We start from the raw sequence: 24,234 nt of genomic DNA on the forward strand, positions 1-24,234 counted from the left end.
AGGTGAAAGAGACATGGCAAAAGATGTAATGTGTGAAGTGAATTCCTGTAAATTCTGGGCAAATGAGAACAAATGCAAAGCTAGCTCGATTTCAATCGTGAGCCACCACGGTAGTGATCAAGCGCGCAATTCGGAAGAAACGGATTGTAAAACATTTGAATCCAAGGTTTAGATCATCGGTGAGATAACTAAAGAGTTGAGAAGAGAGTTTGAAAGAGGCCTTAGGGCCTCTTTTTATGTATCTAATACTATTGTAACCAATAATGATAATTATTATCAGTCATCGGAGAAGAGATTTTCAGTGGAGATTTCGAGTGAGGAAAACATTTCGAGATAAGAGAGAGTCAAGAGAGATTTTCAAGCTCCTCCACATCTTGTGTTGGCGCTTGGCAGGCAAAATTCTCGCAGACATACGCTGTTGCTCGGCCTCCGAGGGGCAGTTTGTCTTGTACCAGCGGAATGAGCTGGCGCACCTCTTCGCCTGCCGCACCCGGCGGATGAAGCACCACCAGCGCATTCGGCAGGTACTGCCGCTGCACCGTGCGCAGCATGTGCTGTGTCTCTGGCTTCGCCGGGTCGCCGGCGATCACGATTTCGCTGGCTGCGCCATAAGCGAAATCAAGCGCGGCCAGCGTTAGCGCATGGCCCGGCGGGTACTTGCTGACAGCTCCGGCGAACGCCTGAAGCTGCTCTTCCGCTGCCTGCGACAGCTTCGCGTCGTAGGTCAGCCTGGACAGCCGCAGCATGTTGAGCGCGGCTGCACCATTCCCCGACGGCATCGCGCCGTCGTAGATCTCTTTGGGGCGGGTGAGCAGCTGATCGGCATCGCTGCCGTAGAAGAAGAGCCCGCCCCTCTCTTCGTCTCCGAAGAGACGAAGCATCTCTGCGTTCAGCTGGACCGCTTCACGGAGAAAGCGCAGCTCGAACGTGGTCTCGTACAGCTCGATCAGTCCCCATACGAGGAACGCGTAGTCGTCCACGTAGCCCAGGAACGCAGCTTCGCCATCGCGATAGCGAGCGAGCAAGCGCCCATCTTCGCGACGCAGCTCGCGAAGCAGGAAGTCCGCGGCCTTCGTCGCGGCGGCCGCGTAGGAAGGCTTGTCCAAGGCGCGTGCCGCCTTGGACAGCGCAGCGATCATCAGACCGTTCCACGCGGTCAGAATCTTATCATCCTTGCCCGGGTGAATCCGTTGTTCGCGATGCGCGAACAGCTTGACGCGGGCCGCCTCCAACCGCTGCTTCAGCTCATCCAGAGGAATTTGCTTCCGCCTTGCCACAGACGCCAGCGTCGTGTCGCGTAAATTCGGGATATTTTTCCCCTCAAAATTCCCCGACTCCGTCAAACCATAGATCTCGCTATAGAGATCTCCCTCGTCCATGCCTAACACGTCCTCAATTTCGTCCATCGTCCAGACGTAGAACTTGCCTTCCTCGCCTTCCGAATCGGCATCCTCCGCGGAATAGAATGCGCCGCCTTCGTCCGTCATATCACGAAGAACATACGTAATAATTTGCTCGGCAACCTCGGCGTACTGATCTTTCCCAGTCACCTGATAAGCTTCCATATACGTCATCACCAGTAGTGCGTTATCATACAGCATTTTCTCGAAATGCGGCACTAACCACTGGGCATCAACAGAATATCTGGCGAATCCGAACCCAATATGATCATACATACCCCCACGATGCATAGCGTCTAGCGTTTTTTCAACCATGTCAAGCGCCTGCTCATTCCCCGTCTTCTTATAATACCTGAGTAAGAAAGACAAATTATGGGAGGTTGGAAACTTCGGAGACGTACCAAACCCACCATGTTCAGCATCAAAATTGGACACATATAAGCGAAATGCCTCATGTAGCGTTTCTTCTGCCAACGTGCCTCCGGTTTGATTCTCTAGCAACCGTTGTGACGTTTCCGTAGTCACTTGCTCACCAAGCTCGCGAACTCGTTCAGGATCCTCCCTCCACTTGCTTGCAAGCTGTGCAATGATCTCAACCATGCCTGCTCGATTATATTTGCGACTGCGTGGAAAATAAGTCCCTGCAAAAAATGGCTTCTTCTCTGGTGTTAGGAACACCGTCAGTGGCCAGCCACCCTGTCCGGTCATTGCTTGGCACACCGCCATGTAGATATGGTCGATATCGGGGCGCTCTTCCCGGTCTACTTTGATCGAGATGAAATCTTTATTTAACATATTGGCTATCGTTTGGTCTTCGAACGATTCGTGTGACATGACATGACACCAGTGACAGGTGGAATAGCCAATAGATAAGAACACAGGCTTATTCTCCTGCTTCGCTTTTTCAAAAGCTTCTTCTGTCCAAGGAAACCAATCGACTGGGTTGTATTGATGTTGTAACAAGTAAGGAGATTTTTCCTTGGCTAATCTATTAGGTTTGTTGTGAGTTGTCATGGGGCAACACCTCCTTGGTTGTTGGACAATATGGATGTTAATGTGCTCCGTTTAGCATACAAAAGAAAGATAATTAATGCTACGCTAGCAGTTGAGAACATTCTCCTTACAAACCTACGGAATCGAAATCCAAGCACGCTGATTCTGCCATTTCACTTCTACTGAGGTCTCAAAGAAGGATGACAAACTGTCACTTGTCAGCACTTCACGCGTATCTCCTTTGGCAAACACACCGCCACGACGAATGAGTAATGTTTGACCAAACACCGGGAGAATCTCCTCAATATGATGGGTGACAAATATCAAAGTCGGAGCATCCGGCCCCACGGCCAGCTCGCTTATACTGGATAATAAGGCTTCTCTTGAAAGAAAATCCAGGCCGTTCGTAGCTTCATCCAAAATAAGCAACTTGGGTGATGCCATTAATGCTCTGGCAATGAGCAGTTTTTGCTTCTCTCCCTGCGAGCAGGATTGATAAGTACGATCATACAAATGCAGGCAAGAGAGCCGCTGCATAAATCCCCTTGCTCGCTCGAAATCTTCCTCACTCGGTTTATCGTACAACCCAATAGACGCATGTTTGCCACTGATAACGACGTGCTGTGTTTTATCTGAAGCGTACAATTTTTCCTGCAAGGAGGAACTGACCCAACCGATCGATTTACGCAATTCCCTTATATCTACGCTGCCAAAAGGATGCCCCAAGACAGACAATTGCCCTGTCGTAGGCCAAATATAGCCATTAATCATATTGAGGAGCGTTGTTTTACCTGAACCGTTTAGTCCAAGTATAGCCCAATGCTCGCCTTTGGCAACATGCCAATTTATATCGTCCAGGATGATTTTGTTGTCCCTAGACCAACCTATTTTGTTCATTTCAATCACTTGTGTCATTTAATGATTTCTCCTTCCAATTCCTTGTACATTCATCCTATCATCAGATGTTTATTTGCTCAAGGGGTTTACCATACAATACGGAAATAGAAGCTGCGAATACATTCGCAGCCTCCGTGTTTGTTTTCCTTTATAAGTAAGTTTAAGTTCCTTTCAAGTTCCCCGTATTTCGAATCGATGTTGAAACTTCCAAATCAGTTTTTAGATTTGGAAAATATTTAGTTCGCCAATCCTCCAATTGAGACCGCGTCAATTCATGACGGAAATATTGGCCTATCCCAAGAACATCAGCTCCGCCGAGCCTAATTTTCTCAAATAATGTTTCAAATCGTTCAATCACTAACTTGCTCAGTTCATCCTTAATAGCTGCTGAGGATAGATCACCTTGCGTATCCAGTAAGATTACCTTTAATCTTAGCTTGGTTTTCAACAGAGGTTGGTTATTTTCAAATGAACTTCTGTAGCTCAGCTCGTTACTTACAATTTGAATCGTAGCCTTGCCCATCACTTCGATTTTACCCTGTGTTTGCTTCCCATTAAACACATTAATCAGCAAGGTTTCTTCATTCGTAAGTCGCCCCACCATTTTGCCATTCTTCATAATGGCCGAACCTGTGCTTTCAATAGCTGTCGTTTTGCCAGATTTGATAATCGGAATCACAACATCATTCGTGAAGGAATGAATACTCCGAAATATTTTCCACGTTTGCGTGTAGGCAATCTCTGGGCTTAAACCACTATTCCTTTGAAAAAAATCATAAATCATGGTTCCATCATGGGAATCTTGATCCATTTTATGAAAAAACCGTTCTGGCGATTCATCGCAGATTACGAATAATGTTTTCGGGGAGACATGTCTCGAACGAATCAAACTGGCAACACCATCATTGAGACCGTGTTTGGCGAACTCTTTATCGACGATAATGATTTTTAAATGAAGTAGATCGATTTCGCTTTCCATGTTCATGCTGATGTGATCAATGATTTCGTTAATGGTGTCCCCACTTTCCGAAACAACTTGGATACTATCCTTTTCACTTACTTTTGGAATATCTAAAAAAACGGTATAGTTGCCTTGATTGTACGAAACACCCATTGCAATCGGTAAAGAACGATGATTAATATCCTTGTTGTCCCAACATCCGCTAAGGATAAATAGCAAAAGTGTAGCAACGATCCATTTCAACATGCGTTTCACATCAACTTTCTCTGACTTGTTTATGCTGTCGGTACCCTATTATGAAAATAACAGACGGAATAACAAGGGAAACATATAACCGAAGAATTGAATTCCACTGCAATAGTCTTTCAATGTCCTCCCACTCTGGAATACATAAGCAAATGAGAAACACGACAAGTGCGATGGCTGATAAAAGGTACTTGTTCGGCATTTTTTGTGCATTAGTCCTAATTAAACAGGCAATTTGCCACAGAGTTAACGCGATGAAAAGCATGACAAACGCAATGAGACTCAATAAAAAAAATATCGTAATCCGGTCAAACATCAGCCAGTTTATTTCTATCGTGTCTATTGCGAAAATGAATGGGAAAGCGAGCTGCCGCGAGGTTTCTCCACCTAATGTCATTATAGGAATATAGATGGAAAGAAGAAAAAACAGGAAGACTGCTACGCTGCTGATATAGATGGTTTTGGGTTTAAACGTCAAGGAAGAAGGAATAAAACCCAAAAATAGAAAGCCACCTGCAAATGCAAACAAGCTTTTATAATAGGAGAAATGGGTTAGAAATGAGAAAAGCTTCGTAGGATCCTTTGGGATAATTGGAAGCGCATAATACATATCAACGTTTTGGAAAGATGACACCATGACGAAAAGCATGGGCGGCAGAAATAAGATACCTAATAATACCCCAGTTCTCAATAGCGCTTTAATTCCTCCATGCATGACCATAAATACAGGAACACCCAGTAATAGACACATGAGGAGCCAGATCGGCGTATCCGCAAGAATCACAATCGAAATGATTTCCGCATAAGCCCTTATGGTAATCACGATAACCAATGACAAATATAGAAAAGCTGGAAATAATGTCAGCCAAGCAATGACTTTATTCTTGTTGATCAAAATTTGAATGATGTTTTGGTTGCCAAAATAGCTAAGTCCCTTCAGATAAATAAAAACAACGGTAATATGAATTACGTACCCTACTAAGACTGGTGCCCAATGTGCTTCCTGGGTACTCGCTATGATATCCGTTGGATATAGAAAGAAGATCAATCCGAGATGCGTAATGATATAAACGACTGCAACCTGCATATTTTTAAACATTCATTCACCTTCTGGATGCTTGAATTGCAAATAAGGAACGCCAAGTGATTTGACGCCTGCTAAATAGGAGCAGATAATGACGATCCCGAATAAAAGACCCAGGACGCCAAAGATGGCAGAAAGGACTAATAACACATATTTAAACAATCGGATGGATAAACCATTTTGATATCCAACAACTGTCGCACTGGAGATGGTCGTGGCCGCTAAAACGATGATAAGTAGGCTACTAACTAGTTTCGCTTCTACGACGGCTTGTCCAAGTACAATCCCCCCTACCATGGTAAGTGTCGGTCCAATACTCGGGGGAAGTCGAACAATGGCTTCCAAAATTAATTCCAGTACAAACAACAATATCAAGGTCTCTACGATCGCAGGATAGGGTACATCTACACGACTTCTTGCGATTGAATGCGCCAGCTCGAACCGAAGCACATCCGGATTTACAGAAACTAATGCCACATATAAACCAGGGATAATTAGGGTTATAAGCGCTCCTATTATGCGGATGAAACTCAGCATCATAGCAAACACTGGCGGATGATTGGAATCATCTGCTATCACGAACAGATCTGAAACAAGACTGGGTAATACCAATGCAAAGGGCAATCGCTCAATGAAAAGTACCGCTTTACCATTTTTCAAAGCTCGTGCAGCACTTTGTGGCAGCTCCGTTGTATTGTAACGAGTAACTAGCGTAAGGTTTGAGAATCCAAACATTTTGGATAGTTCTTGCACATTACTAATCTCCACATGTAAATTCGACTCGATCGCGTTAATGATAGATTTAAGAAGTGTAGGATCAATCTTTTTATTTAGATAGGACAAAACCACGCAATTTTTGGATACTTCCCCAAATCTATACGTCGCAATCTGTAAATCACTTGAATTAATATGCTTCCGAAGCAGGCCAACATTGAGTTCAATATCCTCGTTAAAAGCGCTGCTTGACCCTCTAACTACATTTTCCGTTAATGGCACTGTTACTGAACGATTGAGCGGTTGTGCAACTGGTATGATGCTAATATAAGTGCCAGATGGCTCATGAATGGCAATGAGCATGCCATCTAATATTTCTGAGATGAGTTCTTCCAGTGTGCAATTGGAAACATTGTGACCAAGCCCTTTCAGCCTATCTTGTATCGGTTGATCTATATCATCTACTGTGTGAAGCTGTTCGCGCACCATGGTAAGTGATCTCGGGAAATTAACGAGTGTCCTTAGTCCTAGAATGAGTATAGGATCACTGCCTATCCATATTTGGCGTGAAATATACTCCCTGTCTTGTTCAAAATGATATTTCAACCTGGTCACGATAGACAAATCAGTTCCTCCCTTCCAATTATGCTAATAGTTCTCAAGTAGTATTTGCATACTTTTGACTTGTTAATCATGATAAAAAAAGGTACAGATTCTCAATAGCTGAGATCTGTACCTGATATTTAGACATCAAATTCCAATTGCTTCTTAGCCAGCGTTATAAACTCCAATGGGTTGGGAATTTCCTTCGCATCATATTCAATCGCGCCCATCTTCAAGATAAGCTCGACTCGGTATTTCTCCCTAAACTCATCCCGGTTTCGCTCCTCCACGCTATTTCTCAATCGATCAATGACAATAGAAGCGCCCGGTCGATCTGTGAATAACAGCATACCCCACATTGGATTTTCCTTATTGAGCAAATAGAGTGAATCATTCGTACGGATGCTGGTCTGACTCATTTGTGACAGATCAAGTACGGCCTCCATTAGTTGCTCTTCTCCAATAATACGCCGAATTTCATCCCAGTATTTCACACTGAAAACCAGAAGTGTTAATGGGATGTGATAACGAACTGACAGGGCCATGAAGATCGTTGCATCGGATTGGAACGAAAATGTATTCTTTAAGCTCGTTTTGGCATCTACTGTTGCGAGTGACTTGTTCGCCTTCTGCAATTGTTCATTTTCCAACTGAAGCTGGCGATTACCATAAGTAAGCAGCCACGTTGAGATCGTAAAAAGTGGCGTCATGATGAGCCAGAAATAATTCTGAGGTCCGACTACTCCGCCCACTACCACCGTTTGATACAACGTGAACGTGCCGTACCCGAAGATGAAAAGGATATTTAAAATCAATCCCGTTGTCACGTTTGTAAAGTAGGTGACGATTGAAATTAACAACGCTAGGTTCAAGAAAATAATATTTTGGATATAGAGATTGGGGTTACCCGCGGTAAATACGATACATACGAAACAGACAATAATCAGGAAAATAAATGCGCCATCCGAAACCATATTGCTTTGTAAACGCCTCATCCACGATCCCTCCGCTTCTTTCGGTATTTACGAATGAGCAGGATAAGCGAGAGAATAACCAATAAGGCAACAAGGACAACAGCAACCATGAAACCCAGAACATCTTTGCGATTCATGACATCGTTCAATACTGTCGTTGGCTCAGTTGTCGTTATTTTTTTAAAACGAAATGCATGAATTTGCCCGTCAATGTCCGTTACAGCTCCATCGCCGAATACTTTCCACAACGTCCCTTCCGAACCGATAAGTTTAGAGGCCAAATAAGCGTACTCTGAACTAGCTCCTGTGACGGCGAGCAGCCCGAAGCCATTCCCATAAGGTGAATCGATCAATTGAAGCGAGCCTATGCGAGTGCCATACTTCGCTTCGATACTCATTTTTTCATTGGAGACGAAGCCTGTGCCGCTTTTATCATATTGAAAATACAGCTTCTCATTATTCGTACGGATCACTTGATTATTCAGATAACTACCGATAGCGATGATCTCGCGGTTCTTCAGTTGTGAAGCCGCGACATTATCTTGGTAAAAGAGCACTTCCCCGGTATTGGTCTGCGCGTAACGCCCTAACAAATTAAAAACGTTCGAAATCGTTTGGTATATGTATGTATCATGCTCTTTGGGCAGAACGACTGCCAACTGATTGTAGCTGCCATCTCGCAGAAATGGATAAGGGTAATTGTTAAACAGCATGTCCGCTTTATCTTTGGTATTAAGCTGTAACATAGAATCCTTATCAACAAATGCCCATGGCATTTGATCCTGATTCTCAATACAGCCTGCATTTTTGAGTTCCAAATCGAAAGCAACTTTCACTGTGAAATTCCCGCTAATATTTAATGTTTTGGGGATTGTAATATCAATATGATCATTGTCTGCGAGCTCTGTAGACAAGCGCTTGCTGCCAATTGGTGTATCATTGATGAGGATCGTAACCATAGAACGATCGAAATCTAGATTTTTCGCGTAACGATACTTAATGCTGAGCTTGCTCGCATCCGCGATTGAACGATTACCTGGAAGTGAGACGAAATAAAATTTCTCACGATGACGGTCACCAACGATTTTATCGCCTGTTTCCGTTAATGTTATGTTTCGGCTAATATTCACAGTCGGGGATTCTACCTCTGTAGTGGCGTCGACTACTTTCGTATCCGTGTCGAGCTGACTAAGCAACGACTGATTGCCTAGTAATCGTCCTGCTTTCACCAGTAAAGCAGTATCCAAAGAAGTGACCACTAACGTCGGTTTTCCCGCAAAGGTAACCAACTTAATGTAGGCTTTATTATCTAAATCATCGGTTGGAATCGTTGACTTCACTTCTTGAGGCAGATCATTATAGAAGGAGATGAGAATAAGGGCTTGCTTTGTTTTCATACTATCCGCACTGTATGCGACAATAGGAATCCCTTTATCCGAAAGAGGATTCACCTTAGCGAATCCAGAAAGCGCGTAGGTAGCCGCTTCAAGTACAGCCAAGTTACTTTCCCCTTCTGTGACCAGGATCGCATTCAGACCTTCTTTGATCGTATCCAATCCGATAAAATGATCATTGAAATCCCGGATATTCTTCTGAATTGCCGAGTTTGCATAATTCACTGAGATACGGGAGGTTTTGGATATTTGCAACCAATTATCTCGCGTAGCTGTCGGCAAACAAGCATTCACAGCGAGCGGCGCAGTTGTTTCGAAATTTCCTTGAACAGTTAGCGTATTTACGTCTTTCACGAGATACGAAACAGGAACAAGGACGGTCAACTGCTGTTGTTTCGTTTCTTGAATGACCGGACGAAATGAGTGAAACGGCTTTCCGTTTATCGATAACGTTACACTTGATCGGTCATTCTGAAGTAGGCGTGAAATCTCATAATCGAGATGAACTTCAACACTAGCTACGTTCCAATAATCCTCAATCTGAAAGTACTGTGATGTATAAGTTACGCCGCCGAGTAACGACGTATCTGCAAAATTAGTTTGATATTGTTTATTCCCAGTTGGTGAAAGCTCTTCCGCCCCTGCTGATGAGCTTAACGATGTAAACAGGGATAAAAGACAAACGGTCGTAATCAACAGCCATCGTTTCTTCATAAATTCTCCCCTATCTAATACCTTTCGGTTTTATACCATTTGGCTTCTCGCTTGAAAACCAAATCCTTCAAAAAGGCGTACATACCATATGCTGCAACAACCATCCACATCTGGCAGTAAGAGACGTACATGAGCATTATAATCCAAACATTCGAAAGCTTCATTTCACCCTTTTCTGTTACTAACGTAATAAATGTCCCAAGAATAAATAAGATAATGGCAAGCCCCCACAAGAATGAGCTAAAACTAGCAATGGTAGTACTTACATAACCCAAAGCATGCAATATGAGAAGTAAATCGGACATGACTAACGAGGTTAACAACAATACATATATCGAGAGATAGTATAAAATATCAAAATGAATGTTTCGAGCTGAACGTTTGAATAATAAGGGGATGTTTTTGACGATGACGTAAATATTTCCCTTCGCCCATCGCGTTCGCTGCTTAAACCATACTTTAACTGTTTGTGGCTCTTGCTCCCATGTGACTGACTTAGGCTGGAACTTTATCTTGTATCCCATTAAATAAATGCGAAAACTAATTTCCGTATCCTCTGCAATTGCCTTCACATCCCAACCACCCATTTGCTCGATGATCGAACGCCGAACAATAAAATTCGTACCAGGAATCGTACACAGCTTGAATAACTTCCATCTCCCCGCTTGTGCCATCCATTGGAATGATAATGTTTCAACATTAATAAAACGAGTCAAGAGGCTTGCATCCCGATTGCGTGTTCGAAATTTCCCAATGACGGCTCCTAAGCTAGCATCATGCGTTATTTCGGAAACTAGATACGTCAAAGCCGTTTTCTCCGGGGTATTGTCTGCATCATAGATGGCAATAAGTTCACCTTTGCTTAGTTTAAAACCCAAATTCAAAGCATTGGACTTCCCTTTCCCACCTATCACATTATCCGTATTTAAGATGATCAAATTGCGGTTCGGGTACTTCGTTTGGAGATTCCCTAATAGGACACTGCTATTATCAGAGGAATTGTCATTGATGACGATAATCTCATATCGATCATGCGGATACGATAGCGCGAGTAAGGATTCCACCGTTTTTGTTATTACCTTTGCCTCATTGTGTGCCGGAACCATGATGCTAACAAATGGATACTCACCTTCTATAGGTGCAACCGGTTTGTTCTCAATTTGAATATAGTACAAGTAGCCTGCTACGATTAGAATCACATTAACCAATAACAGTGACCAAATACAGATGACGGAAATTAGCATCAAAATATCTGCAACTGTCATAATGACCTCTCCTGATGGGTGAATTTTCGTTTGTACATGCGATACCCAATGATGAGAAATACCATAAAAATAAGAAGCGTCGTTAGAATAAGTACAATGAAGATATTATTTTGCACCGAAAATAAGGTCGTAAAGCTCTTCTTCACTTCTTGCACATAGGTGTGAGCAGAGTCGATCTCAGCGATCGTATTGTTTAAAGCGATAGGTTGTCCATTGATTTGCAAATGGCCGCTATGTGAGGTTAATTCGTTCTTTTCCGTACGCACACTATGCTCTTCATTCTTATAATCGGCAAATGTCGTCCAACTTGTTAATAAAGTGTCTAATGTTTCTTCCATTTCTTGACGATTTATTGGAAAAGGATAAACAAATGCAGTATTCATTGGTAGTGATTTAAGTGACTGATTTGAATTTATATATTTGTTTAAATCCTTACCCTTGATTGTATACATCGCGGAATTAAATACACTCGAATTATTTCTTTGCGTATGGTGTCTGATGTTTTGATTATCATAAATTATGCCTGAATCAAAGATCGATAAGCCAGATTCCGAATAATGTTGATCATACGTCCAATATAATTCGGAACCAATACCAAGTGGAACAATTTCGTATTCAGCTAATGCATCGAGAAAAGAACTCAACTGTGCTTTTAATCCTGCGATGTCGGGGCTAATTGTTGAAGCTACTACGGGCGCATTCACCACGATACTTCCATTTCGAGACTGAATATGTTTAAGTGTCTCCAAATATCGTTGCATCGCGGGGAATTGAAAATTACTAAACACAGGTTGCACACTTGCAATAAATGGTATGCCAGCACTATATAAGCGATCTGCAACTTCATTAAGTAAATCCAAATCAGAGAATGGGTAGATTTCATTTAGTACAACAAAGTTCTGTCCTGTACTAGTCACATGCAACCAATCCTTCAATACGAAGGAAGCGGCCAGCTCGCTTAAATTCCCTTTTAACAAATAAGGGATATAAGCATTTTTACCGTGAATGATCCCATACGGATAGCTCACTTTCCTATTTTCAGAAAAAATAGTACCGTAGGAGGTCCCCTTGAACTTTGTTGTATACGAGATATTACTTGCAATTATGGATGCTTGAGTGAATTGACCGATTGAAATTTTCAATGTGTCCGTAGCTTGCTTTTGAACCTCAATACCCATATCTTGTTGAACATGCTGTGGGAGTTGATACCCTATATGCATATAATCCCCAAAGTAGCCATTCATATCACGGTTAAAGATTTCAGGTGAATGCGAAACATCTTCCAAATTACTAATGTTAATCACTTTATTGAATTTGGCGAGCATGCCAGCTTCGTATTTATCATAGGAAGTTATCGTTACCTGGGCATTTAATGAAGCAAGGATACGTTGTACAGCATCTATATTACCTTCAAAAGGTGTTCCATTTGCTAAGCTATCGTAAACAACTAGCACAGGCGTAGTCTCAGCTTGAGCGGCAGACGTTATTTGGGGAAAGCATATGAAGAACAGTAGATTGACTAATAATAATAATGAAGTACCTATTTGGTATCGTTTAAACATACCTATTCCCCCTCTCCCGCGAAATCAACCAAGTAAAGGCTCAATTCTCTTGGCTCCATAACCTCTTGGAAATGAGATCTATGATGGTAATCAATGATACTAAATCGAAAATTAGTGTGAATAAAAACTCATGTTTGGCAAGATCCGCATCCCCAGCACCAATAATGGATACAAAAATTCCGGAAAGCCCAATCCCTATAAGCATCAAAATTAACGGCAACCTAATTGCATTTCGCCATAATCGTGACCGAATCGCCATGACAAATGAAGGTAGATAGAGTCCGAGAATCGTTAAAATCCATAATAAAACAAAGCCAAACGTTTTAGGAGCAATGGCTTTCTTTAACAAACTGTAACCCGAGAAGAACACGGTTTGTTCGCCAAAAGGTTTGCCCACAGAACGTTCATAATTCCCCATTGCGTTAGGTCGGATACTGAAACCGTCACGTGCAGCCAAGTTCAACATCTGACCAGCTTGGTTCGGATGCATCATATAATAGGTCAAAATGGAGACGAAACCGTATTTACTATAGAATTCGTCTTGTAGAATATCCGACTCCACATTTACTGTTGTATAAGCATCGAAGTATTCCGTTTCATTTAATATGGCATATTGCTTATCGATGTCAAAGTTCTTTAAGGTCTTCTCTGGATCCACCGCGCCCATAAGTACGCCTCGCGTCATGGCATGGTATTTGTTAATATTGACAAATTCTTTCGGAATGAGCATGTACGTGCCAACACCAACTCCGAGTAATGCAATAAGCAAAATCGAAGTGATAGAGCGATACAGCGTATTTTTCCGTATATAAATGAAAAAGACACCAATCGGTGCAGCGATCATACCAACAGGAGCATTTTGCTGTTTACTAGCCGTCAAAATCATGGCACTTAGGATAAATAATATCATCATAAGGTAATCATTATATCTTTTCCGATAGAGCAATAAGCCAAATGAAACCATGTAAACACTCATAATAAGTACAACACTCTCGCCATAAAACGAGCTAAAATATGCCGTGTATCCAGTATCGCCTAATACGAAAATTACGATCGCGGCCATTGCATAGCCTAATTTCTTTGACAATTTCCAAGTCAGTGCTTCCACTAGTAAATAAATGGCGCCTACATAAAGTATCAAGTACATGCCCGCTTGAAAACGAATATCAAAGGTATCTTCTCTATAAAAAAGTTGATTAATGAGAATTGCAGCTTTCATGAAAAATGTTTGTGTGGAAAATATGGAGGCACTATTCTCATTATAGTATTGAAATATACCAAAGGTTTTGACAAAGTAACCAAAGTATTGGCTTGTATAGTCCGCATCCTTCACGTAAAGTCCATTCAAAATTCGAGCATAATCCCCATTATCAGCCATCCCAATATAAGGAGGCGTAAATAGTGCGATCACTGTGATCAAGAACACCACGATGGCAGCGAAAGCAGCTGGGGACATCTTGCTAAGCAGCACTTGGATGAAACGATTGTTCCACATGTGATCGCACTCCTTTCTGATCAGTACGTGTAGGCTAGAAGTGCCATCAAATTATCGAAGGAGTAGGCCTGCGCGGCATTGACATCTCCGAAGCCGCCATTCAGCGGACTCTGTGGATTATGGATTTGAAATTCATTCATCTTGTGAATACTATCGGCATAAAGCTCATGATCCTTAATAACCGATCCAATCATGGCTGATATTGCATAGATTGCAGTTGACCTTACATCGTTCAGTGGTTTCCCTTCCCGATCATATTGACCATATAAGGTTCCTGCTTTAACCTGATCTTTGATATAACGGATACTGGCTGGCTGTTCCAGCTTAACTTCTGCTAGGTTTAGAATAGTTAGTAACGATTCTACGGTGTTTATGCTTTCAGATTGATAACCCTTCTTATCAAAATCATAGCGAGTTTGGTAAAATGGAAACGAATCCGACAAATAGCCATCTTGGACAATTTGCAGCATATTAGCTTCAAGTGCCGCCTTCTTTTTCCGTGATAGCGGTACAAGCTCCAACGAGGCAGCGTCGATATAGCACAAAGTTAGGAATGAATTTGTCATTTTATATGTTGGATCGTAGAAGTCTCGCATTTGTCCATTCACAACATTATATTGATAGAGTCGCTTGCCGTAAGTTTCCGCTTCTTCTCTGTACTTCTTTATTCCAAAAGCGACGGAAGCTTCATCGAGTGCCCGAATGATACGCAAATCATCTACAATGGCATTCATCGGATACTGTTTATTCTTTTTGGGACTATACCGATAGCTGAATCCAAATGGGGTATCAAATACTTGCTTGGCTTGCTGCCACTGCCCATCAAACTTATCTTTCTGACCCGTGAGAGCGTAATAACGCATCAAGAGACCCGCGGATTCACTCAGAACTTCATGACCAGAAGCAGCAGCACCCAATTGATCTGTATCCTTCAGATTCGTATTAATACCATGCTTGCTTGTAAGCTTGTCCTGTATAAATTCCACTAATAAGTTGCGATTTTCTGTCACTTGCATGGTCTGACCGTATTGACTGCTTGATTGCCGCTGCAATCTCGGGGTGTCTCCCAGCATAAAGTTTATCCCATAATAAATCACATAAATGCCAATTAATCCGAGGATGATCAGTCCTATATTCCTGAAAATTTTCATGTATTCCGGCAGCTCCTAACACAATCATTTCCAGAAAAAACGTCGAATGGTATGATAAAAAGACTACACACTACATCTGAGGTGGAATCTTTATCTAGAAGTCGTATTTTGCGCGCGAGTGGGCTTAGTTAGTTGTAGTTTATCACATGAAACTATTCGATCAAAAGGTAAATCCTCCCTAAATCAAATAAAATGTCGTAATAATAAGAAGGATGTCATGAACTTTTCAAATTTATTAGAAGAACTAGAACCAGCCAATCTTGTAAGCTGCCTTATTAGTCAAAGGGGTCAAATTACTTTCGAGCAATACCGAGAACCGCAGTTAGCTGAAACTATAGCAAAAATCAATTCCTGCACCAAAAGCATCCTCTCTGCACTCTGTTGTATCGCTATGGATCAGGGACTGTTGCCAGCTCCTGCAACAGTTGCATCCGTTTTTTTTCCTCAGCTTGCGAAAGATCCAGCATCACATAAAAGTGAAATAACGCTGCTGCATTTATTAACGATGACATCAGGCCTCGATTGGACAGAATTTGGAGGACAGAATTCGTTTCCACGCATGACAAGAACACCGAACTGGGTTGATTTCGTGTTGGATCAACCCTTATCCGATTTGCCTGGTACGAAAATGTCATATAATTCTGGCGGCTCTCAATTATTATCTGCGATCCTGGTCCAAGCAACAGGCATGTCAGTTGCTCGTTATGCTGAGATGACTTTATTCGAACCGCTTGGCATTGAATCGTATAGTTGGGAACAGGACCCTCAAGGTATTCATACGGGCGGTTTCGGATTGTCACTTCGTCCTATAGATATGCTCAAATTTGGCCAGCTCTATCTCCAACAAGGAAAATGGGGAAATACTCAGCTTATTTCCCAAGAGCTTGTCACTCTTTCCACGCAACCCGCGATACGAGCGGAGGCACCTCGCCGCGGCAGCTATGGCTGGCATTGGTGGACAGATACTTACCCAGACCGTGCGGAGAACGACTCACCTATTCAATCGTTACATTACTTTAATGCGTATGGATTCGGAGGCCAGTGCATTTATATCCTGCCTTCTATTGAAACCGTCGTTGTATTGACCAATGACCAACGGAAAAAGAGCAAAATTCCTCTCCATGTGTTCCGCCAAACCGTGGCCCCCTATCTGTTGGAACAAGTTAAATAAGAACTCTGGAATAGCTGGTGTTTTGGGGGCTGGATACGTTTGATGAAGGAGTTCGCAGAGGATGATGAGGTTAGTTTGACAATGAGTTCGTAGAGGATGGTGAGTTTAACTAGTTTCCTTGGCTTGTTAAAATTAATAACTGGAAATTGTACAGTTAATCTCACGAAATCCACCCTAAATTTCATTTTAGATGGAAAATATGTAGTTATTTCTCCTTCATTCGGTCATTTCGTCAATAATGTTTGAATTTAAATGGATAAAATCCATTTATTTAGAATAAATGAGGAAATTCCCAACGATTAACTGGAGAAAATACATCTATTTGCCTCCGAGGTTAGAGGAAGAAGCTTCTATCGCCAAATAGTCAAAAGCTTGCCACCTCGGGCAAGCTCTCCTACTACTTTTTACATGATAATAGAATAGACTAAGAAACCGCCTAACGGCACAACCCAGAGAAGCGGGATACAATTCCAGATCAATGATGCCTTGTAACGCCGACGTGAAAAGGTTACCCATCCGCCGATAATTGCTGCGAGTAGTCCAACTGGATATAGCAAGATAGCGATGAAAATAAGCCATGTTGTTGCGTGGCTGATCGCATCGGGATCGTCAAACATCATGACAGACATCCCCGCGATAAACATCCAAACAAGTACAAATATGACGTACACGAGTTGTGACATAATTAATGTCCACAACATTTTGTTACGATTCAATAAAATCCCCCACTTCCATTCAGTACGTATATATGATGAATGCAACTCCTCAAACAGCCTTTATTTTAACATAATCCAAGTATGATATCTCTATGATTCAGCCAAGTTTCGTTATTTCACCCAGACTCTGACTCTGATCAAATGCGAAAAGGGTCTGGAGCAGTTATCCCTGCATCCAAACCCTTTTAAACATCAATTAAACACCATATTTTTCCCATAGAAGATCTCATCCATCTCCCATTTGACGCTTTTCTCAATTTCCAGCTGCTCTTCCTTGCTGAGCGTATCTTTCGTGTATCCGAACAAATAGTTATTCAGATCAAACTCGCGAAGCTTGCATTTCGTATGGAAAATATTTTCTTGATACACGTTCACATCGATCATCTGATATAAATCTTGAATTTCCTCCGGAATATAATTTTGAATAGAACTGATCTCATGATCGATGAAAAGCTTGTGCCCGCTAATGTCGCGCGTGAACCCTCTGACTCTGTAATCCATCGTCAGGATGTCGTTATCGAATGAACGAATAAGAAAATTCAATGCTTTAAGCGGCGATATTTCTCCACACGTTGATACGTCAATATCTGCTCGGAAGGTGCTAATTCCCTCATCCGGGTGATATTCTGGATACGTATGGACAGTAATGTGACTAGTGTTAAGATGCATGACTACCGCGTCTGGCAAAGGCCCTGGCGACTCTTCGAACGATTCGTTCGGTTCTTGCTCAATAGGACCTTCAGACACCAGCATGGTTACACTTGCTCCTTGTGGGACATAGTCCTGCTTCGCGATATTCAAGACGTGAGCTCCAATAATATCGGCAACTGTATTCAATAAAGCTGTCAAACGATCGGCATTATATTGCTGATCAATATAAGCTATGTAGGCTTCGCGCTCTTCTCTTGTTTTGGTGAAACAGATATCATACATATTAAAACTTAGCGATTTGGTTAAATTATTAAAGCCATGCAGAGTAATCATCTGCTCCGAAGTTAATTTCAAGTAAATCCCCCCTATGTGTATACTGTAAACTGCTTACACAAATATTAAACAGCTACACATAGGATGGTATGTCGGAGTCGCTTTTATTCCATGTTAACAAATACATCAACTACGAGCATCGTTATATTCCTGATACATTTGACCCCAATAAGCCTCATTTAACTCGTCTCTCGACAGTTCCAGACTCGTCGATTTGCCTAATTGTAAAGCATGATACCGATAAGCATTGAAAAAATTTCTTTCCGCTGTGCTAATCCGACTTCCGTTATAGATGGCAGATTGCGTCGTAAACCCTATGCTAACAAGTAGAGAAACAACTGACGCTAAGATGCGAGAGACCATGTAGGAGGCAACACCAGCCCACCCGGTCAAAACGAATCCAATCACAACGGCAATGAACGTCGGGAGAAAGAGTCCATATATGTGCGAAAACATAGCACCTAACTGAATAAATGGGAACCACACGATGCCACTAAATGTGAGTAGAATGCCAATCGTCATAGCAAACAACGTACATATGGCAATATTCGAAGGGCTTAATTGCAGCGCAAAGCACAGGATACCTGTGACAAAACCTAATGATGACGTCATCACACTGATGGATTCCGTGGTTTTGAGAATGCTATACGGTTTAATATCTGGATACAATCTCGCCATAAGACCAAAGCTTGTTGGTACGTCCAGACTTATTTTAAGCCCCTGTGGCGTGTAAATAGCCATACCTTGTCTCTCCTTTGCGCCGCCATCCATCAAGCTCTCTTCTTCCTCGTTACGACATCGAAAATAACGGCAATTGCGAGTACCGCTCCACGAATCATGTACTGATACGAAATGCCTATTCCCATAAGGTTCATCCCACTCGATAGGGAAGCCATTACAATCGCGCCGATAATGGAGCCTGTCACTTTACCAACGCCGCCTGCTGCGGAAACACCGCCAACATAAGCCGCAGCGATTGCATCGAGCTCGAACAAAGTACCTGCCGTCGTTGTAGCGGATTGCAGCCGCGCCGTAAAGAGAATCCCGGAAAGTGCGGATAGCATACCCATCGATCCAAATACGATATACGTGATCTTTTTCACACTAATTCCGCTCAAATTCGCTGCCTCTGGATTACTGCCGACGGCATAGATATGTCTGCCTAATACTGTTGAAGTCGTCAAGAAGTGGTACACAGCCACCACAATCATGACTACGATAACCGTCCAGGAAAAGCCGTTATACCCAGCTAGAATCCATGTAATATACGCAATGATCGCCGAGACGAAAATAACCTTGACGGTGAAAATATTAGCAGAAACAACTTCGAAATTGTATTTCAGCTTGTTATTTCGTTTTGAAAATTCACTGTAAATATAAAGAATAATCATGACGGCTCCCAAAATTAAGGAGAGTAGATTTAATCCCCCTACCTTGGTAATCGCGGGGATGAAACCATTTCCGATCGCGTTGAAATTCTCATCTTTTACGATAATTGTGCCAGTTTTCTCGGTTACACGCAGCAGCGCGCCTCTGAAAATCAACATGCCCGCAAGGGAAGCCACAAAGGACGGAATACCGAACTGAGCGACCAACAACCCATTGAATAACCCTACGATGATACCTAGCACGAGAATGATGGGAATGGTGATATAGAACGGAACTCCCGCTTGTGAGAGAAGTACAGCAGCAATGGCGCCTAGAAACCCTGCCGCAAATCCGACGGATAAATCGATATGTCGAATGACAATGACGAGCGTCATGCCCACGGCTAGAACCGCAATATACCCCGTTGCGTCAATCAGATTACTTATATTTCGTGATGACATGAACAAGCCATCTGTCATGATGGAGAACGTCAGCATGATGATGAATAGGGCGATATACATCCCATATTCTCGGATATTCACTTTAATTAGCGATTTCGCTTCACTATAAAATTGCACGGGTCTTCCTCCTATTGCGTCGCAAGCTTCATAATGATTTCTTGATCCGCATCCTCGATGGATAGCTCGCCTTTGATTTGACCTTCAGCCATGACATACACGCGGTCACTCATGCCCAAAACTTCACTAAGCTCTGATGAGATCATGATAATGCTCATTCCTTCACTTATCAGCTTGTTCATAATCGTATAAATTTCATATTTGGCCCCGACATCAATGCCGCGCGTAGGTTCATCTAAGATGAGCAGGCTCGGATTCACAAATAACCATTTGCCGAGTGAGACTTTCTGTTGATTTCCCCCGCTCAAATTACCTACAATTTGTTCCACGGAAGGCGCTTTAATATTTAATGATTGCTTGTAATGATTCGAAATTTTCACTTCTTCATTATGATTAATGATGCCGTTCTCCGAAATCTCATGCAGGTTGGCAACAGCAATGTTTTGCTTGATATCTTGGATAAGGAACAATCCGTCTCCTTTACGATCTTCCGTTACATAGGCAATACCCGCCTTGATGGCATCCTTCGGATGGACGAATGTTTGTTTAGTACCTTCCATAAGGAGGTCTCCGCGAAGCTTATACGCTTTGGGATTTCCAAAAATACTTTGCGCTAGCTCCGTTCGACCTGAACCCATCAACCCAGCAATGCCGACAATTTCACCCTTTTTAATATGCAAATTCACATCTTTCACGACGTCTCGACCCAATTGAGGATCATACGCCGTCCAGTTTTGAATCTCAAGAATGTTCGTACCGAATGACTTCGTCATTCTTTTCGGATAAATATCGTCGATCTCGCGACCTACCATGTTTTTGATAATGACACTTTCCGAAATCTCACCTTTTGCAGCATCCAGCGTACATATTGTCCTACCATCTCGTAAAACCGTGAGTTGATCGGCAATCGCCGTCACTTCTTTGAGCTTATGAGAAATCATAATGCTCGTAATGCCTTGTTTTTTCAACTCTCGCAAGAGTTCAAGTAGATTCTCGCTTTCTTTCTCATTAAGCGCAGCTGTCGGCTCATCCAGAATGAGCAGCTTCACATCCTTGCTTAAGGCTTTGGCAATTTCAACGAGTTGTTGCTTTCCTACGCCCAAATCTTTAACAAGAACCTCTGGGTTTACATCCAGCTTCACTTTATGAAGCATATCTTTGGCCTGACGAATCGTTTGATTCCAATCGACCATCATGCCTTTTCTTACTTCGTTGCCTGCATAAATGTTCTCATACACTGTAAGATCCGGAAATAGCGCTAACTCTTGATAAATAATGGCGATGCCCGTCTTCACACTGTCACTGATCCTCGAGAATTGCTGAACCTTGCCCTCGAACACAATATCTCCTGCGTAAGTGCCGCTTGGGTATACACCGCTAAGTACTTTCATTAAGGTGGACTTGCCAGCGCCATTTTCACCCACCAAACAATGAATTTCGCCTGTATTCACTTTAAAATTAACGTTCGCAAGTGCTTTCACACCCGTAAATTCTTTGGATATATTGTTCATTTCTAAAATATATTTACTCATCATCAAGCGCTCCTTAGCCAACCGACTCTCGGAATAGAGGAATAGTGATAGACGCATCTATCACTATTCCTTCCAAGCTATGTGATCTTACACCTACAAGCCTTTGAAATCGGATGCTTGATAGTACGCAGAATCCACAAGTGCAGATTTCACATTTGCTTTGTCAACGACGATTACATTCGTTTGTTTTGCTTTCACGTCAATTTTGCCATTGTTATATGATCCTGTAGTTTCAGGTGTTTTACCATCCAGGATGGCAACAGCCATACCCATTGCATCTTTAACGAGTGTACGAACATCTTTGAACACGGTCATGGATTGTTTGCCGTCAATTACGTATTGAATCGATGCTTTCTCTGCATCTTGACCCGTAACTAGGAACTTCGTAACCGCTTTATCTGAAGCAAATACATCCGCGATAGAGCGAGCTGTTCCATCATTTGGAGCTAGAATGGCAACATCGCCCTTCATGTCTGCTGCTGCAGCTGTCAAATGGGTTTGTGCTTTATTTTTCGCTTCGTTCGCATCCCAGTTCGTCGTGACTTGCCCGATAATTTTACTCATTTGCTCACGAGTTAATTTGGCAGTTCCTTTCAAAGCAGCAGCCTCACTGGAGTTTGCAATTTTGAATGTGCCATCGGCAATTTTCGGTTGAAGCACTTGCCATGCACCTTCGAAGAACAAGAACGCATTGTTGTCAGATGCAGCACCTGCGTACAAGTACAAAGGTTGACCTGGTTTCGCTTTATCTACTAAGTATTGTGCTTGTGCTTTACCAACAGCAATACTGTCGAAAGTCACATAGTAGTTAACCGCATCTGTTTTGGTAATCAAACGGTCATAGGAGATAACTTGAATACCGGCTTTCTTAGCTGACTCAACAGCAGCTGCTGCTGCATCACCGTCTTGCGGACAAATGATTAACACTTTGATTCCTTTGGCGATCAAAGCATCAACGTTTTCTTTTTCTTTCGCTGAGGAGCCTTGGCTGAATAAGATTTCCGTTGTATATTTCGAACCTTTCAAAGCGTCTTTGAAACGTTGCTCATCTTGAACCCATCTTGGCTCGTCCTTGGTAGGCAATACAATTCCAACGCTTACTTTCGAGCTGCTGGAGTTCCCACATGCTGCAACCATCACGGCTAGAAACATTACCACTAACATCAAAGAAATCGCTTTCACACTTCGCTTCATTTGTAATACCCCTCTCATTTGTTTTGGCTGTGCGCCAACTACAAATTGAGTATATCACCGGGATTTTCCAATGTAAGCGGTTTATATTAGCACTTTTTTTAACAATGCTATACTATTTTGCTATTTGCCCTTGATTCACGTTTTTATATACGTCTTCTCTCAAATGGAAGCCATCTGAAATGATCGTGGCATCCATATTCGACTGATCCACAGCAATCGGTTCGAGTAAAATGGATGGCACATCTATTTTCTTATTGTTTACTTTTTTATCCGCATGAACATTTTCACCCTTCGCCATCTTCACAGCAAGCTCAGCAGCGGTTTCTGCAAGCTTCTTAATGGGCTTATACACTGTCATTGTCTGTGTGCCTTCGACGATTCGCTGCGCAGCTGCAAGCTCTGCATCTTGTCCAGAAACGGGAATGCGACCGGCCATCTTCTGAGCTGTTAAGGCTTGAATCACGCCACCTGCAGTCGCGTCATTCGCGGCAACAACCGCGTCTACGCGATTCTGATTCGCGATCAAAGCCTGCTCCATGTTCGCCAACGCATTCGCAGGCTTCCACTCTTTCGTCGCTTGATCATAAACGATAGTAATGTCCCCCTTCTCGACGAGAGGCTTCAGAATGTTCATTTGACCTTTTTTGAACATGTGCGCATTGTTGTCCGTATCCGCGCCTTCGATTAAGACATAATTGCCTTTAGGAGCCTTCTTCACGATCGCTTTCGCTTGCAATTCGCCAGCTTTCTCATTATCGAAGGAAATATATAAATCGACATCCGAATTGACAATCAATCGGTCATACGAAATAACCTTGATACCCGATTTGTGTGCCTTCTCCACAATCGCTGCGGATACCTCTGCGTTGTGAGGCACAACGACGAGTACATCTACCCCGCGTGATATCAAGTTCTCTGCTTGCGCAAGCTGCAAGGCATCGTCGCCATTCGCGGCTTGAACCTCAATACGCGCACCGAGCTTTTCAACAGCAGCTTTGAATAAATCCCGATCCTTCTGCCACCGTTCTTCCAACAGCGTATCGATCGATAAACCCACGACCACTTTGTTGTCAGTTTGCATAATCCGATTGGGGCTTGGCTTACTCTCGATTGGCGGGCTAGCTTTATCCGTTGGCGCACTGTTCGTTCCGATGAACGAACAAGCCGATAGCACGAAGGCTATAATCACGGTGAAGCCAACCACTTCACTACTCTTTCTGACATGTTTCAGCGCAAAC

The 24,234-nt window shown here is 42.7% G+C and carries 20 protein-coding genes; 2 read left to right on the plus strand and 18 right to left on the minus strand.

Annotated features, from left to right (window positions below):
• Window positions 1-13 precede the first annotated feature (13 nt).
• Window positions 14-172, plus strand: coding sequence for a DUF1540 domain-containing protein (locus GC096_RS13925; RefSeq protein WP_171630906.1), 159 nt, complete (start codon window positions 14-16; stop codon window positions 170-172).
• A gap of 172 nt (window positions 173-344) precedes the next feature.
• Here GC096_RS13925 and GC096_RS13930 read toward each other — a convergent pair whose 3' ends face one another.
• From GC096_RS13930 to GC096_RS13980, 11 genes are all read right to left on the minus strand, one after another.
• Window positions 345-2,414 (minus strand): thioredoxin domain-containing protein, encoded by a 2,070-nt coding sequence (locus tag GC096_RS13930; protein ID WP_171630908.1) that lies wholly within the window; start codon window positions 2,412-2,414, stop codon window positions 345-347.
• Between the two features lie 114 nt (window positions 2,415-2,528).
• Complete coding sequence (locus GC096_RS13935; RefSeq protein WP_171630910.1) at window positions 2,529-3,308, minus strand: ABC transporter ATP-binding protein; 780 nt, start codon at window positions 3,306-3,308, stop codon at window positions 2,529-2,531.
• 142 nt (window positions 3,309-3,450) lie between these two features.
• Window positions 3,451-4,497, minus strand: a complete 1,047-nt coding sequence (locus GC096_RS13940) for a Ger(x)C family spore germination protein (protein WP_171631001.1) — start codon at window positions 4,495-4,497, stop codon at window positions 3,451-3,453.
• A gap of 10 nt (window positions 4,498-4,507) precedes the next feature.
• The gene (locus GC096_RS13945) at window positions 4,508-5,596 is read right to left on the minus strand and encodes a GerAB/ArcD/ProY family transporter (RefSeq protein ID WP_171630912.1); all 1,089 of its coding nucleotides are present in this window, start codon (window positions 5,594-5,596) and stop codon (window positions 4,508-4,510) included.
• Entirely contained in the window at window positions 5,597-6,910 is a 1,314-nt protein-coding gene (locus tag GC096_RS13950; protein ID WP_312886266.1) for a spore germination protein, read from the minus strand.
• A 128-nt stretch (window positions 6,911-7,038) separates the two neighbouring features.
• Window positions 7,039-7,893, minus strand: coding sequence for a GGDEF domain-containing protein (locus GC096_RS13955; RefSeq protein ID WP_171630916.1), 855 nt, complete (start codon window positions 7,891-7,893; stop codon window positions 7,039-7,041).
• Entirely contained in the window at window positions 7,890-9,980 is a 2,091-nt protein-coding gene (locus GC096_RS13960; protein ID WP_171630918.1) for a cellulose biosynthesis cyclic di-GMP-binding regulatory protein BcsB, read from the minus strand. Before GC096_RS13960 ends, GC096_RS13955 begins: the two co-directional genes overlap by 4 nt.
• Before the next feature lie 14 nt (window positions 9,981-9,994).
• The gene (locus tag GC096_RS13965; protein ID WP_171630920.1) at window positions 9,995-11,245 is read right to left on the minus strand and encodes a glycosyltransferase family 2 protein; all 1,251 of its coding nucleotides are present in this window, start codon (window positions 11,243-11,245) and stop codon (window positions 9,995-9,997) included.
• A complete protein-coding gene (locus tag GC096_RS13970; RefSeq protein ID WP_171630922.1) occupies window positions 11,242-12,807 on the minus strand; it encodes a hypothetical protein in 1,566 nt (521 codons plus the stop codon). Before GC096_RS13970 ends, GC096_RS13965 begins: the two co-directional genes overlap by 4 nt.
• Window positions 12,808-12,847: 40 nt before the next feature.
• A complete protein-coding gene (gene wsfD / locus GC096_RS13975; protein WP_171630923.1) occupies window positions 12,848-14,302 on the minus strand; it encodes a glycan biosynthesis hexose transferase WsfD in 1,455 nt (484 codons plus the stop codon).
• Window positions 14,303-14,322: 20 nt separating this feature from the next.
• Complete coding sequence (locus GC096_RS13980) at window positions 14,323-15,453, minus strand: hypothetical protein (RefSeq protein ID WP_171630925.1); 1,131 nt, start codon at window positions 15,451-15,453, stop codon at window positions 14,323-14,325.
• 217 nt (window positions 15,454-15,670) lie between these two features.
• Here GC096_RS13980 and GC096_RS13985 point away from each other — a divergent pair, with 217 nt between their 5' ends.
• A complete protein-coding gene (locus GC096_RS13985; protein ID WP_171630926.1) occupies window positions 15,671-16,624 on the plus strand; it encodes a serine hydrolase domain-containing protein in 954 nt (317 codons plus the stop codon).
• A 404-nt stretch (window positions 16,625-17,028) separates the two neighbouring features.
• On the opposite strand, the gene GC096_RS13990 is transcribed toward GC096_RS13985, so the two are convergent.
• The 7 genes from GC096_RS13990 to xylF form a co-directional block, all read right to left on the minus strand.
• Window positions 17,029-17,340, minus strand: coding sequence for a hypothetical protein (locus GC096_RS13990; RefSeq protein WP_171630928.1), 312 nt, complete (start codon window positions 17,338-17,340; stop codon window positions 17,029-17,031).
• Window positions 17,341-17,532: 192 nt separating this feature from the next.
• Complete coding sequence (speD, locus tag GC096_RS13995) at window positions 17,533-18,345, minus strand: adenosylmethionine decarboxylase (protein ID WP_171630930.1); 813 nt, start codon at window positions 18,343-18,345, stop codon at window positions 17,533-17,535.
• Between the two features lie 105 nt (window positions 18,346-18,450).
• Window positions 18,451-19,065, minus strand: a complete 615-nt coding sequence (locus GC096_RS14000; RefSeq protein WP_171630932.1) for a hypothetical protein — start codon at window positions 19,063-19,065, stop codon at window positions 18,451-18,453.
• Between the two features lie 29 nt (window positions 19,066-19,094).
• Window positions 19,095-20,270, minus strand: a complete 1,176-nt coding sequence (locus tag GC096_RS14005) for a sugar ABC transporter permease (protein WP_171630935.1) — start codon at window positions 20,268-20,270, stop codon at window positions 19,095-19,097.
• Between the two features lie 11 nt (window positions 20,271-20,281).
• The gene (locus tag GC096_RS14010) at window positions 20,282-21,802 is read right to left on the minus strand and encodes an ATP-binding cassette domain-containing protein (protein WP_171631002.1); all 1,521 of its coding nucleotides are present in this window, start codon (window positions 21,800-21,802) and stop codon (window positions 20,282-20,284) included.
• Between the two features lie 93 nt (window positions 21,803-21,895).
• On the minus strand, window positions 21,896-22,996 hold the full coding sequence (locus GC096_RS14015) for a sugar ABC transporter substrate-binding protein (protein WP_171630937.1): 1,101 nt from the start codon (window positions 22,994-22,996) through the stop codon (window positions 21,896-21,898).
• 112 nt (window positions 22,997-23,108) lie between these two features.
• Window positions 23,109-24,200 (minus strand): D-xylose ABC transporter substrate-binding protein, encoded by a 1,092-nt coding sequence (xylF, locus tag GC096_RS14020; protein ID WP_312886265.1) that lies wholly within the window; start codon window positions 24,198-24,200, stop codon window positions 23,109-23,111.
• Window positions 24,201-24,234: the final 34 nt, after the last annotated feature.

The organism is Paenibacillus plantarum (assembly GCF_013141695.1).
GTDB classification, from domain to species: Bacteria; Bacillota; Bacilli; order Paenibacillales; family NBRC-103111; genus Paenibacillus_E; species Paenibacillus_E plantarum.